Here is a 13,430-nt window from a genome sequence, read left to right as displayed (position 1 = left end):
TCTTTCGGAAATCTACGGAATGAAGCATTCCGTTCTGCTATAGTGAAATCAGAACGTTCCGTTCCGAACAGAAAGAGGTTCGCCATGACCTTCCTCGTCACCGGTGCCACCGGGACCGTCGGCCGTCTCGTCGTCGAGGAGCTCCTCGCGGCCGGACATCAGGTGCGGGCCCTGACCAGGGACCCCGCCAAGGCGAGCCTGCCCGAGGGCGTCGAGGTCGTCGCGGGCGACCTGGCCAGGCTGGACACCCTGGCCGGCGTCTTCGACGGCGTCGAGGGCGCACACTTCATCAACTTCGCGGGTGACGACTACACGCCCCTGCCGGACGGCGCCGGTCTGGCGAAAATGGCCGCCGAGGCGGGCGTGCGGCGGGTCACGGTGCTCGGCGGGCGTGCGGACGGCGAGTTGGAGCAGGCGCTGGCCGGCACGGACATCGAGTGGACGCTGCTCGAGCCCGTCGAGTTCATGTCCAACACCTTGCGCTGGTGGGCGCACACGATCAAGACGGAAGGCGTCATCAAGGAGCCGTTCGGCGACCGGCTGAGCGCGCTCGTGCACGAGCGTGACATCGCCGCCGTGGCCGCGACGGTGCTGGTTCAGGGGGGACACGGCGGCATGACGTACACGCTGACCGGTCCCGAGGCGATCACGCTCAGGGAGAAGGTCGCGATCCTGGGCGCGGCGATCGGCAGGGACGTGCGGTTCGTGGAGCTGACCGTGGACGAGGCGCGGGCCAAGTGGCGCGGCGACGGCATGGGTGAGGAGACCATCGAGTTCCTCGTCAACGCGCTCGGCAACACACCGGAGGCCGGCTACACCGTGGTCCCGACCGTGCGGGAGATCACCGGCCGGGACGCGCGCAGCTTCGCTCAGTGGGCGGCGGAGAACGCCGACGCGTTCCGCGTGTGATCGGTGACCTCGGGATAGGCCTCGACCGGCGTGTTCTTACCGCGGAGGTGCCGGTCGAGGAAGGCGGTGAGATGGGCGCGGGTGATGCGCAACGCCCGCGTGCCGTCGAGCTCCTGGCCGGGGATGCCGAGTGGCGCCCTGAGCACGGCGTAGTCGACGAATGCCGAGTGATCCGTGCCCGCGACCGTGATCCATCGCTTCGGGCCGGTCATGTTGCGCCAGGACGTCTGCCACGAGCCGCCGGGCACGTGCTTCGGCGTCCCGACCAGCATGAAGGGCCGCTCCAGACGCTCGACATCCGGCTGGAAGGACCCGTCCAGGTTGACGCCGGCCTTGATGCGCGGGTCCACCGCCATGGCGTGGGCGGCGCTGTTGCCGCCCATCGAGTGGCCGGCCATGGCGATCCGCGACCTGTCGATCGCCTTGCCCCAGCGGCCCTTGGCCAGCTCGTCCAGCACGAATCGCACGTCCGCCACCCGGCCCGCGGCCACCTTGGTGCCGTCCTGACCCTTCACGCAGGCCAGGCAGGTGGTGGTGCGGCCGTCGGGGAACGTGGTGGCGACCGACTCATAGGTGTGCTCCACGGCCGCGACCAGATATCCCCTGCTGGCGAGGTCCTCGCCCAGCGAGGTGAGGGTGGCGCGGGGGAAGCTGAAGCCGGGTGACATCACGACCAGCGGCAGACGGCCCCGGCGTACGGGGGCGTCCAGCGTGGCGTACGTCCTGACCTTGGTGAGCGCGTCCGGGGGGACGTTCTCGTAGGGCTTCAGCACGGCGGCCGACTCCTGCGGGGTGAGATAGGGCGCCCGCTTCCTGGCGGCCTTGCGGGCCGGGTACCAGAGGGTGACCATCAGCTCCCGCTCACCGGCCTCAGGGTTCCAGGGGTCGGGACGGCTGGAGTCGACCAGGTGCAGGCTGGTGGTGCCGACGGGTTTCGGCCCGGTCGGCTCCGGCAGGGCGAGGTCGGTCGCCGGGGCTGTGTGCGCGGCAAGGACGATCAAGGATAGAGCGATCATGCACTCCACGATCGCGGCGGGAAGCATCTGACCGCCCGCCCCGATCGTCGATCGGCTGTTACTACTTTCGTCGTAAAGGCCTTTCCGGTCGGGCCCATACGCTGGTGGCCATGCGGTTCGTTCTGCTCGGGGCAGGGGTGTGCGGGCTCTCGCTGCTCGTGGTGCACGGGCAGGCCGGGGTCCCGTCGAGCCTGCCGCTTCCGGTGCTGGTCGTGGTGGCCGCCGCGGCGGGGCTGGCCGCCTGGTGGGCGCGACGGTCGTGGTGGCCGCTGGCCGCCGTGGGGGCCGTCACGTACGCGTGGCTCGTGATGTGGCCGCCGCTGCTGGTCGCCTCCTACCACGCGGGCCGCACGCTGACCAGAAGCCGCGACGTCGCCGCCTATCTAGGCGGCTGCCTGGTGGCGTGCGGGATCTCCGCGGTCGTGAGCGAGTGGCAGGAGTTTGAAACCGCCGGACCGGGCAACGCGCTGGTGATGGCTCTGGGCGTGGTCGGGCTGCCGTTCGCGCTGGGCCTCCTCGTCCGTGCCAGGCGCGAGCTCCAGAAGCGGGTGGAACACGAGCACGTCATGCGGGCCGAGCAGGCCAGGGCGCAGGAGCGGGCCAGGATCGCCAGGGAGATGCACGACGTCGTCGCCCACCGGGTCTCGCTGATCGTGCTGCACGCCGGCGCGCTGGAGGTGCGGGCGGCCGAAGAGGAGACCGTGCGGACCGCCGCCATGATCGGCGGAATCGGCCGGGAGGCGCTGGCCGACCTCCGCGACGTGCTCGGCGTCCTGCGCTCGACCAAGACCGACGACCAGCCGCCGCCCACGCTCTCCGACCTGGACCGCCTGCTCGACCAGTCCCGCGCTCTGGGCATCGCGGTGACGAGGCACGACGAGGGCGAGGTACGCCCGGTGGAAGCGGCCGTGGAGCGGACGGCGTACCGGGTGATCCAGGAGGCGCTCACCAACGTGCACAAGCACGCGGCGGATGCCCGCACGGACGTGCGCATCCGTTACGGGCCGGACGAACTGGAGGTGGAGGTGCGCAACCAGGCGCCGACGGCACCGCGTCAGGAGCTGCCCGGCGCGGGCTGGGGCCTCGTGGGGCTGCGGGAGCGGGTCGAGCTGCTCGGCGGCACGCTGCGCAGCAGCGCGGAGGAAGGCGGCGGTTTCCTCGTGTGCGCCAGCATCCCGGCGGCGCTGCCGGTGGCCGTCGATCGGCGGCCCGCATGATCAGGGTGCTCGTCGTCGACGACGAGGAGCTCGTACGGTCGGGGCTACGGCTGATCCTGGAGGCCGCGGGCGACATCGCGGTCGTCGGCGAGGCCCGGGACGGAGCCGAGGCCGTGTCCGCCGTGGCGCGGCTACGGCCGGAGGTCGTGCTGATGGACGTACGCATGCCCGGCATGGACGGCCTGACCGCCGCCGCCCACCTGCTGTCCTGGCCTGACGCCCCCAAACTGATCATGTTGACCACGTTCGACCTGGACGAGTACGTGCACGAGGCGCTGCGGCTGGGCGCGGTCGGGTTCCTGCTCAAGGACACCCCGCCGAGGGAGCTCGCCGCCGCCGTCCGCACGGTCGCCGGCGGCCCGGCCATGCTCTCGCCCTCGGTCACCAAACGCCTGATCGCCTCGTACGCCGACCGCAGACCCTCGCGCGCCGAGACCGCACGCAAGCAGCTCGCCACGCTCACCGGCCGCGAGGAGGACGTGATCAGGGCGCTGGCCCGCGGCCTGTCCAACGCCGAGATCGGCCGCGAGCTACGCCTGACGGAGGCCACGGTGAAGGCGCACGTCAGCCGCCTGCTGGCCAAGCTGGGCCTGGCCAACCGGGTCCAGGCGGCCATCCTGGTCCACGACGCCGACCTGGGCTGACCGCGATGTCTAGCCGGTGATCAGGCCGAAGACGGCGATGCACAGCGCCATGCACACCACCATCACCAACGCGCCCGCGATGTTCGTGAAGGCCGAGCCGCCCCCGCTGGGCGACAGCCAGGACGCGAAGACTCTGTTGACGAGCGGCATCATCAGCCACGTGAGGATGGAGACGCTGAAGACGTTGCTGATGAACATGGCGAAGTATCCAGGCAGGCGCATCGCCTCGAACGCGCGGCCTACCGTCAAATTCAGGATCATCACCGTGGGATAGAGGCTCAGCACCACGGACATGGCCTGTTTCCAGTTGGGCGGGGGTTCTTGCGCCGTCTCGCCGTTGAACCGGAACCAGCCGCTGAACGCCGACTTGACCGTACGCACGTCGAAGTCGGCGAAGTAGTCGCGCCCCTCGTCCAGGAGTTTCCCGCGGGTGTCGGACTCGAGCCAGTCGTCGAGGTGCTCCCGGGTGTCGTAGCGGAACATGACGACCCAGTTCTCCTGGACACCCGGCACGGGCTCGAACGCTTCGAACCCCAGGAATCCGGGGAACTTCTCCTGCGCCTTGCGAACCTTGTCCTGCCAGCGCTGGAAATCACGCTCACGGCCCGGCCGCACCTTGTGGGAGATCACTGCCGTGACCGCCTCCCGGGCCGGCGGTTCCCCGGCCAGGACCTCCAGTCCCGGCGGTTCCTCCAACAGCGGGCCAACCTCGTCGAGCAGTCTTCTGCGCGTTTCAGAGTCGAGCCATCCGGTCAATTCGCCGGTGCTCGAGAAGCGGAACACGACCACCCAGGCATGCTGCTCACCAGAGATTGGCGGATAAACATCCGAACCCTCGAAACCGGGATATGAGCGCACGGTGTCATTGATTTTCTGCTGCCATCGCCGATAGTCCGCCTCGCGGTCTTCGCGGACTTTCAAGGAGATCACCACGGTGGCGGCGCCGCCTCCGGGTCCGCCGCGCACATAGGACTTCACCTGGGCAAGTGTAGTCCAGAGAGCCCGGGGAAGAAATGCGGCAAACGAATCGACCATTACGGTTGATCAGGCCAAGATTTCAGTCGCATTTTACCTGCTGGAGGTCATCAAATGACACCCAAGGATTTCATGGCCGAAGCCGTACGGCTGGCCACCGAATCGGTGACTCATGGATGGGGCGGCCCGTTCGGCGCGGTCATCGTCAAGGACGGTGAAATTCTGGCCCGCGGCCAGAATCGCGTTCTTCTCACCGGCGATCCGACCGCGCACGGCGAAGTCGAAGCGATCCGCAAGGCCATTCAGGTCCTGAATCCGCAGGCGCCCTCCGTCCCGGAGGAACACCAGAACGAGTCGACGCTCGAGCTCGTGCCACGTCCCCCGGGCTCGCCCGACCCGCTGCCGGAGCGGGCCAGGATGCTCATGGGCTGTTCGCTCTACACGAGCGGCTATCCGTGCCCGATGTGCATGAGCGCCATTTACTGGTCAAGGATCGACGCCGTGCACTTCAGCGCGGACCTGGAGGCGACCAGGAAGATCGGTTTCGACGACGCCTTCCAGTACGAAGACTTCACGAAGCCTCTCGACCAGCGCAAGATCGAGGTGGATCAAGTCCATCCGGAGCTCGGCGCCCAAGCGTACGCGGCTTGGGCGAACAAGCCCGACCATCACCCCTACTGAAATCAGGCCTCGCCGACCGCGTCCGCGTAATAGCAGGCCGCCTGCGCCTCGGACACCGGGGGCAGGATGGCCAGCGGCTCCGCACGGCACTGGGCGTCCACCCCGGCCTCGGCCGCCCGGCCGGAGGCGAGCACCTGGCAGCGGGCGTGGAAGCGGCACCCGCCCGGGATCCGCGTCGGGTCCGGCGGCTCACCGGTCAGCACCACCCGCTCAGGGGACTCGGGCAACACCGACATCAGCGCCTGGGTGTACGGGTGCCGCGGCGCGGTCAGCACCTGCTCGACAGGCCCGGACTCGACGATCCTGCCCAGGTACATCACGGCCACCCGGTCCGCGATGTTCCACGCCAGCCCCAGGTCGTGGGTGACGACCAGTGCCGACAACCCCAGTTCCTCCCGCAGCTTGAGCAGCAGAGCCAGGATCTCGCCGCGTACGGAGGCGTCGAGCGAGGCCACCGGCTCGTCGGCGACCAACACCTTAGGGTTCAGCGCCAGCGCGCCCGCGATCACCACGCGCTGCCGCTGCCCGCCGGACAGCTCGTGCGGGTAGCGCAGGAAGAACCGGTCAGGCGGCCGCAACCCCGCCCTGGACAGGGCCGTGGCCACGACCTCCCGCTCGTCCTGCAGGGCGTGGATGCGCGGGCCCTCGGCGACGGCCTCGTACACCGTGTGCCGGGGGTTGAGCGAGCCCGTCGGGTCCTGCAGGACGAGCTGCACCTGCCTGCGGTAGGCCTTGAGCGCCTTGGAGGAGTAGTCCAGCGCGGCGCCGCCGTAGCGGACCTCGCCGGAGGTGGGACGTTCGAGGCCGAGCAGGGTGCGGGCCAGCGTGGTCTTGCCGCAGCCGGACTCGCCGACCAGCGCCACGATCTCGCCCTCGCCGATCGCCAGGTTCACGCCGTCCACGGCGCGGGCGCGGCGGCCGCGCGCGGTGAACTCCACGTGCAGGTCACGGGCCTCCAGCAAGGTCGGCCGCGTCGTCGAGACCGCCTCGGTAGCGGTCTGCGTCTCGGTCATGGGGCCTCCTGTACGTGCACGCAGGCCGCGGTGCGGCCCTTGCCGGCCGCCCAGAGCTCCACGTCCATGGTCGCGCACTCCTCCAGCGCGACCGGGCAGCGCGGGTGGAACGAGCAGCCGGTCGGCAGCTGCATCGGGTCGGGCGGGTCACCGCCGAGCCCCTTGGGAGCCAGGCGCGACGCGGGATCGCCGACCGTCGGGAACGCCGCCGCCAGCGCCCGGCTGTAGGGGTGTTTGGCGTCGTGGAAGACCTCGTGCGACGGGCCGTGTTCGACGACGCGGCCGGCGTACATGACCGCGAGCTGGTCGCACACGTCGGCGAGCACCGACAGGTCGTGCGAGATCATGATCAGGGAGATGTCGTGCTGGGCCACCAGCTCCTTGATCAACGTGAGGACCTGTGCCTGGACCATCACGTCGAGCGCGGTGGTGGGCTCGTCGGCGATGATCAGCCGGGGCGAGCAGGCCAGCGCCATCGCGATCATCACGCGTTGCCGCTGCCCGCCCGACAACTCGTGCGGGAAGCTGCGGGCCCGCCAGGCCGGCAGGCCGACCTGTTCGAGCAGCTCGGTGACGCGCTTGCGGGCGGCGTCCGGCTTGGCCAGGCCGTGCACGAGCAGCGGCTCGGCGATCTGGTCGCCGATCTTGCGTACCGGGTTGAGCCCGTGCTGGGCGCCCTGGAACACGATCGACGCCTCCGCCCAGCGCACCGCCCGCATGCGGCCCCAGTTCATGGCGAGGACGTCCTCGCCGTCGAGCAGGATCCGGCCGCCGACGCGCGCGTCCCGGGGCAGGAGCCTGAGCAGCGCCATGGCCAGCGTGGATTTGCCGGATCCCGACTCGCCGGCGACTCCGAGTGCCGCTCCGGAGTCGAGCGTCAGTGACACGCCGCGCACCGCGGGCACCTCGCCCGAGGCGATGCGGTAGGTCACCGACAAATCGTCGAGTTCAAGCAAGCTCATGCGGCCCTCCTGAGACGAGGGTTCAACACGGCCTCCAGGGCGCGGCCGACCAGAGTGAACGCCATGACGACGGCGAGGATGGCCAGGCCAGGGATGGTGATGTACCACCACGCGCCATTGTTGGCCGCGCCGAAGTCGTAGGAATGCCGCAGCATGGTGCCCCATGAGGTCTTGTTCGCACTGGCGCCGAGGAAGGCCAGCGTGGACTCTGTCACGATCGCGCTGGCGACCTCGAGCGTGGTGCTGGCCAGCAGAAGCGGCGCCACGTTGGGAAGCACGTGCCTGGTCGTGATGTGCCAGTGCCCGGCGCCGAGCGCCTTTGAACGCTCGATGTAGGGCCTGGCCTCCACGGCCAGGGTCTGCGCTCGGATAAGGCGAGCCGTCGCCGGCCACGTCGTGATCCCGATCGCCATGATGATCGTGAAGGTGCTGCCGCCCAGGATGGCCGCCAGTACCAGCGCGGTGACCAGTGACGGCAGCACCAGGAACCAGTCGGTGATCCGCATGAGCACGCCGCCGAGCCAGCCGCGGAAGTGTCCGGCGGCGACGCCGACGACCAACCCGATCACGACGCTGAGCAGCGCGGCGAGGAAACCGATGAGCAGCGACGTGCGCGAGCCCCACCACACCATCAGCAGGATCGAGCGCCTCGATTCGTCGGTGCCGAAAGGGTCCTCGAGGCTCGGCGGGGCGAACTTCTCGCCGGTGGCGTCGACGACGCTGGTCACGTTCTCGTCGATGAACAGTGGCGCGATGAGGGTGAGCACCACGGCGACGAGGAGGATGACCAGACCGGCCACTCCAGTTCGGCGGCTTCGGAAGTCGGCCCAGAAGCGGCTCAGCGCGAGCCGTCTGCGGGTAGCGGCGAGACTCGTCATGCCGACCTCACCCTCGGGTCGAGCACGTGGTACACCACGTCGGCCAGCGTGTTCATGACGACCACCGCCACGGTGATCAGTAGGAACGTGCCTTGCATGAGCGTGAAGTCAGGCACCCTGACCGCCTCGTAGAACAGCTGACCCAGGCCCGGCCAGGTGTAGATGGTTTCCACGGTCACCGCGCCGCCGACTACGAAGCCGATTCGCATGAAGACCAGCGTCACCGTGGGCAGCAGCGCGTTCGGCACCGCGTGCCGCCGGCGCACCTCGTCGTCGCGCAGCCCTTTGGCCCGGGCCACGGTGACGTAGTCCTGGCTGACCTCCTCCAACAGCGACGAGCGCATGACCAGGAGGTACTGCGCGTAAACCACGGCCACGAGCGTCAGGCACGGCAGCACCATGTGGGACGCCACGTCCAGGATGTAGGCGAAGCCGTCGGGCGCGTCCACGCTCTCGATCCCTCGGAAGGGGAACAGGCCCGGGATCGGCCCGATGCCGACACCGAACACCATCATGAGCAGCAGTCCCAGCCAGAACGTGGGCACCGACCACAGAACCAGAGACGCTCCCGTGGAGAAGCGGTCGAATCTGCTGCCGAACCGCCACCCGGCCCGGGTGCCCTGCCAGATGCCGAGGCTGACCGCGATGATCAAGCCTGTGCCGGTCAGCAGCAGCGTCGGGCCGATGCGCTCGCCGATCAGGTCGAGCACTGGCCGCTTGTACTCGTAGGAGGTGCCGAGGTCGAGCCTGAGCGTGTCGCCCACGAAGTCGAAGAACTGGTCGACGAGCGGCTTGTCGAGGCCGAGCCGGCGGCGTTCCAGGTCGAGCTGCGCAGGGGTCATGTTGCGGCCCTGCGCGAGGTTGCGTACCGGGTCGCCGGGCAGGAGGCGGAACACGAAGAACGTGCCGATGATCACCATGGCGATGCTGAACAACGCCCCACCGGCCTTCGACAACGCGTACTGCAGCGTGCCGCGGCCAGTGGGGCGGTCGTCACCAGGGCCCGCCGCCTGGGCGGCGACGGGCTCTGCTGCTTCGAGAGGAGTCGTCATTCGCGTTCGTCGGCGGTGCTCTTGCGCCGCCTGGTCAGGAGGAAGGCCGCCAGGCCCACGACCACCACGCCGCCGACGACACCGACGATGAGGCCGGTGTTGGAGCCGCCGCCGCTCGCGCCGCCGCCCGTCGCCGTGGCCTTGACGTCCACGGTGTAGAACGGCCAGTAGCCGCTGCCGCCGTACAGCAGGCCCTTGGCCTCCGGGATCGGGGTGATGCTGGTGATCCGGTCCTTGCGGTAGCCCTCGAGGTCGTTCGGGTAGTAGATGGCGATGATCGGCGCCTGCGTGTAGAGCCGCTCCTGCATCTGCTTGAGGATCTCGGCGCGCTTGGGCCGGTCGAGCTCCTTCAGCTGCTCCTGGTAGAGCTTCTCGAACGTCTCGTCGCAGAAGAACGACTCGGTGCCGCCGCCCTCGCCGCCCGGGGCCGGCCTGCGGCTGCACAGGTGCGTGGCCATGACCTCCTCGGGGTCGGGGTTGACCGACCAGCCGCTGATCGCGATGTCGAACAGGCCGGTGACGCCGGTCTCCTCGCTGAACTTGCTGGAGTCGAGCTTCTTGGTGGTCAGCGTGATGCCGATCTCCTTGAAGAAGCCGGTCAGGTATTCGGCGAGCTTGTCCTCGATCGGGGTGTCGGTGTGGATGCTGAAGCGGAACTCCAGCTTGCGGCCCCCGTCGGGCATCGTACGGACGCCGTCGGCGCCCTTCTTGTAGCCGGCGTCGTCGAGGATCTTGTTGGCCTTGGCGGGGTCGTAGGTGACCTTGGTGTCGCCGGTGGCCTCCCAGAAGAAGTCCGTGTACATGGGCGGCACGATCGAGCCGTCAGCGGGCTTGGCCAGGCCGTTCTGAACCTCGTCGACCAGCTTCTGCTTGTCGATGGCGTAGTGCAGCGCCTGGCGGACCTTGACGTCCTTCAGCGCAGGGTGGCCGTCGCCGACGGGCTTGTCGTCGGTCGTGGTGGCGCCGTGGTTGATCTGCAGGTAGGACGCGCGCCGGCCCTGGGTGTTCCACGCCTCGATGTTCGGGTCGTTCTGGATGGCCTGGAACTCGGGCGGCTGCAGGCGGCCGATCAGGTCGATGTCACCGTTCTTCAGGCCGGCGATGGCGGCCTGCGGATTGTCGTAGAAGATGACCTGCAGCTCGTCGATCTTGGGCTTGCCGCGCCAGTAGTTCGGGTTGGCCTGCAGCTTGACGTACTGGTCCTTCTTGTGCTCGATCGCGAAGTACGGGCCGCTGCTCACGCTCGGGTACTTCTCGGCGTCGTAGTTGGCCATGTCGGTGACCGACTCCCAGACATGCTTGGGCATGATCGGGACCGGGTTCTCCAGCATGGACGCCTGCGGGGCCTTGAGCTTGATGGTCAGGTCCTGGCCGCTGGCCGTGACGCTCTCGAAGTTCTCCACCGCCGGGCCGTTGGCGGTCTTGGCGGCCTCGTCCGTCATCATCTTGTTGAACGTCCAGGCCGCGTCCTCAGCCGTGATCGGCTTGCCGTCCGACCATTTGGCGGCGCGGATCTTGAACGTCCAGGTGAGCCCGTCCTCGGACGTGGTCCACGATTCGGCCAGGTCGGGGCTGGGCTGGAGGGTCTTGGAGTCGGGGACGGTGAGGAAGCCGTACATCCAGCGGTGGATCGACGTCGAGACCAGGCGGACCGCCAGGAACGGGTTCATCGAGTCCATGGCCTGCGTCGCGCCGACGCGCATGGTCTTCTTCCCCGCCGACGGATCCTGGGCAAGGGCGGCGGTGGTGCCCTGACCTGCTACTAAAAGCGCCACGCCCAGCGCTGCCAGGCGCGCGAGCCATTTCCTCATAAGTGCCTCACCTTCAGGCGGGGATTCCTGTGTAGAGAAAGGCACACCATACGAAGACCGCGTGTCAACGCGTGGCGGAAAATTGTTTCATCTTCGTATCCTTCGGCGGTGTAAATTTTCAGCCCCTTTGGGACTACCGTGAGCTGCGTGCCTCGCCTGCCCGTCGCCCTCGCCGCCGCCCTGACGATCGCGGCCGGGCTGGGGGTGCGGCTGTTGTGGGACGGCCCGGTGCCCAAATACGCGGGCGACGCCCTTTACACCGTGCTGATCTACGCTCTCATCGTGCTGATCCGGCCGGGAATCCGCCCGTGGGCGGCCGCGCTGGTGGCCGCGGCGGTGAGCTGGGCCATCGAGTTCGCCCAGCTCACGGAGATCCCTTCCGTCCTTCGCCCGGTGCTCGGCAGCACCTTCAACCCGCCCGACTTGTTCTGGTACGCCGCGGGAGCGGGTGCCGCCTTCGCCGCCCACGCCCTCTGGCTCAGGCGGCCACCCGCGCACCCCTGACCACGGGGGCGGTGCGGGCCTCTGGCCAAATGGATCGGTCCAAGCCGAGCCGCATCTCGCAGCTACGTCACCTCGAGGACATCAGCCGCACCCTGCTCGATCACCTGGGCGAATCGAGTAGGGGACGGGGTTGACCCGTCCCCTCTCACACCACCGGACATGCGGGCCCGCATCCGGCGGTTCGTCAGGCCGTGGTTTTGAGCCTGTGCCAGGTCGGATAGAGACCCTTCAGGCCAAGGTCGGTCCAGTGGATGTTGGGCAGTGCCCGCGCCAGGATGGGTGAGCCCGCGATGCGCCAGTAGCCCTTGCCGCTCGATGCCCATTCCCTGGCCTTGTGGTCAGGGATGCCGAGCTTGCGCAGGTTGCGGCGTCGGGTCTTGGGCTTCTTCCATTCTTTCCAGCGGATCTGCCGCATCCGACGGCGAAACCACTCATCCAGATCCTTGAACACCCTGGGGGTGTCGGCCAGATGGAAGTAGGCCATCCACCCGGTGACATAGGCGTTGAGCTTGCCGATCCTGCAGGGCATCGACACGCTCCACCTGCGACTGGTCAACTCCCGGATGCGGTCCTTCAGGCGGCTGACCGCCTTTGGATCGACCCGGATCTTGACCCCGGACCGAGTGAAGAAGAACCCGAACCCCAGCAACGTCGCCTCGCGAGCGTGCCGGACCGAGGACTTCTCGGTGTTGACCTTGAGTTTCAACCGCTGCTCGATCATCGTGGTCACCGAGTCGAGCACCCGGTGCGCGGCCCGTCTGCTGCGCACGAAGACACGGATGTCATCAGCGAAGCGGACGAACCGGTGACCGCGTTTCCACAACTCCCGGTCCAGATCATCCAGCATGATGTTCGACAAGATCGGCGACAGCGGGGAACCCTGAGGAGTCCCCTCCACCGTGGCCTGGACGATCCCATCGACCATCACTCCGGCCTCCAGATACGCCCGGATGAGTTTGAGGATCTTGCGGTCGTCGACCTTGCGCGCCACCCGTGCCATCAGCACGTCGAACTGGACCCGGTCAAAGAACCGTTCAAGATCGACATCTACCACCCATCGCAGCCCATCCTCCACACATCGCCGCGCGACCCGCACCGCCTGATGGGCGGACTTGCCAGGGCGAAACCCGAAGCTGGAACCGGAAAAGAACGGGTCGAAGATCGGCACGAGCACTTGCGCAATCGCCTGCTGGATCAACCTGTCCAGCACAGTGGGCACTCCCAGCATCCGCTGACCGCCCCCGGGTTTGGGGATCACCACCCGGCGGACCGGCAACGGCCGATACGTGCCCGCATCCAACGCCTCCCGCACGCTCGCCCAGTGCTCGCGGATCCACGGACGAAGTTCTTCCGTGCTCATTCCGTCCACGCCAGGCGCGCCCCGGTTGGCCTCCACACGCCTCAACGCCCGGCCCAGATTCCCCGGCGAAAGCATCTGCTCCCACAACGAGACCCCCAGGCCCGGGATCACGGACTCCGGTAAGGGCGCCGACCTGCCGCTACGCTCCGTCGTGGTACTCACCGGATGCACCGGCCCCTCCCACCACGGGCCCGCACACGCGAGATGGCTGCGATCACCGCGACCGGCACGAGCACCTCACCCTCACCCGCTCTACCTGACGTTCGGTCCTTCCCGGCTGATTGTCCGTTCCCCTCACCGGTACTACGACCTCTGCTGACTTCTGCCCGGTCAGTGCCCACCTCACGATGACCACCGTCGGCGCGGCGACAACGACAGCACAACCGACACCCGGACAGACCTCCCCGG

General features: G+C 68.4%; 13 protein-coding genes. 5 read left to right on the top strand and 8 right to left on the bottom strand.

What is annotated here, in order from left to right:
- Window positions 1–84 precede the first annotated feature (84 nt).
- Window positions 85–909 (top strand): NmrA family NAD(P)-binding protein, encoded by an 825-nt coding sequence (locus EDD27_RS47785; RefSeq protein ID WP_127939351.1) that lies wholly within the window; start codon window positions 85–87, stop codon window positions 907–909.
- Here EDD27_RS47785 and EDD27_RS47780 read toward each other — a convergent pair.
- Entirely contained in the window at window positions 870–1,925 is a 1,056-nt protein-coding gene (locus EDD27_RS47780; RefSeq protein ID WP_206641999.1) for an alpha/beta hydrolase family protein, read from the bottom strand. The two genes, EDD27_RS47785 and EDD27_RS47780, sit on opposite strands and share 40 nt — an antisense overlap.
- Before the next feature lie 110 nt (window positions 1,926–2,035).
- On the opposite strand from EDD27_RS47780, the gene EDD27_RS47775 reads away from it, so the two are divergent.
- Both EDD27_RS47775 and EDD27_RS47770 read left to right on the top strand, forming a co-directional pair.
- A complete protein-coding gene (locus tag EDD27_RS47775) occupies window positions 2,036–3,142 on the top strand; it encodes a sensor histidine kinase (RefSeq protein ID WP_127939347.1) in 1,107 nt (368 codons plus the stop codon).
- Entirely contained in the window at window positions 3,139–3,786 is a 648-nt protein-coding gene (locus EDD27_RS47770) for a response regulator (RefSeq protein ID WP_127939345.1), read from the top strand. The genes EDD27_RS47775 and EDD27_RS47770 overlap by 4 nt, the downstream gene beginning before the upstream one ends.
- A 9-nt stretch (window positions 3,787–3,795) precedes the next feature.
- On the opposite strand, the gene EDD27_RS47765 is transcribed toward EDD27_RS47770, so the two are convergent.
- Window positions 3,796–4,821 (bottom strand): antibiotic biosynthesis monooxygenase, encoded by a 1,026-nt coding sequence (locus tag EDD27_RS47765; protein WP_164904122.1) that lies wholly within the window; start codon window positions 4,819–4,821, stop codon window positions 3,796–3,798.
- A 54-nt stretch (window positions 4,822–4,875) separates the two neighbouring features.
- On the opposite strand from EDD27_RS47765, the gene EDD27_RS47760 reads away from it, so the two are divergent.
- Entirely contained in the window at window positions 4,876–5,442 is a 567-nt protein-coding gene (locus EDD27_RS47760) for a nucleoside deaminase (RefSeq protein ID WP_127939344.1), read from the top strand.
- Window positions 5,443–5,444: 2 nt separating this feature from the next.
- Here the strand turns inward: EDD27_RS47760 and EDD27_RS47755 are convergent, their stop codons facing one another.
- From EDD27_RS47755 to EDD27_RS47735, 5 genes are read right to left on the bottom strand one after another with little or no spacing between them, the layout of a single operon-like run.
- A complete protein-coding gene (locus EDD27_RS47755; protein ID WP_127939342.1) occupies window positions 5,445–6,455 on the bottom strand; it encodes an ABC transporter ATP-binding protein in 1,011 nt (336 codons plus the stop codon).
- Window positions 6,452–7,417 (bottom strand): ABC transporter ATP-binding protein, encoded by a 966-nt coding sequence (locus EDD27_RS47750; RefSeq protein WP_127939340.1) that lies wholly within the window; start codon window positions 7,415–7,417, stop codon window positions 6,452–6,454. The genes EDD27_RS47755 and EDD27_RS47750 overlap by 4 nt, the downstream gene beginning before the upstream one ends.
- A complete protein-coding gene (locus EDD27_RS47745) occupies window positions 7,414–8,295 on the bottom strand; it encodes an ABC transporter permease (RefSeq protein ID WP_127939338.1) in 882 nt (293 codons plus the stop codon). Before EDD27_RS47745 ends, EDD27_RS47750 begins: the two co-directional genes overlap by 4 nt.
- Window positions 8,292–9,347 carry an ABC transporter permease gene (locus tag EDD27_RS47740; protein WP_206641998.1) on the bottom strand — a complete coding sequence of 352 codons (1,056 nt, stop codon included), beginning with the start codon at window positions 9,345–9,347 and terminating at the stop codon, window positions 8,292–8,294. Before EDD27_RS47740 ends, EDD27_RS47745 begins: the two co-directional genes overlap by 4 nt.
- Window positions 9,344–11,158 (bottom strand): ABC transporter substrate-binding protein, encoded by a 1,815-nt coding sequence (locus EDD27_RS47735; RefSeq protein WP_127939336.1) that lies wholly within the window; start codon window positions 11,156–11,158, stop codon window positions 9,344–9,346. Before EDD27_RS47735 ends, EDD27_RS47740 begins: the two co-directional genes overlap by 4 nt.
- 147 nt (window positions 11,159–11,305) lie before the next feature.
- Here EDD27_RS47735 and EDD27_RS47730 point away from each other — a divergent pair, with 147 nt between their 5' ends.
- A complete protein-coding gene (locus EDD27_RS47730; protein ID WP_206641997.1) occupies window positions 11,306–11,662 on the top strand; it encodes a DUF2809 domain-containing protein in 357 nt (118 codons plus the stop codon).
- A 184-nt stretch (window positions 11,663–11,846) separates the two neighbouring features.
- On the opposite strand, the gene ltrA is transcribed toward EDD27_RS47730, so the two are convergent.
- A complete protein-coding gene (gene ltrA / locus EDD27_RS47725; protein WP_277750825.1) occupies window positions 11,847–13,097 on the bottom strand; it encodes a group II intron reverse transcriptase/maturase in 1,251 nt (416 codons plus the stop codon).
- Window positions 13,098–13,430 lie beyond the last annotated feature (333 nt).

It is taken from the genome of Nonomuraea polychroma, from assembly GCF_004011505.1.
GTDB classification, from domain to species: domain Bacteria; phylum Actinomycetota; class Actinomycetes; order Streptosporangiales; family Streptosporangiaceae; genus Nonomuraea; species Nonomuraea polychroma.
Note: the sequence above shows the minus strand (reverse complement) of the source record. Positions and strands in the feature narration are given on the sequence as shown.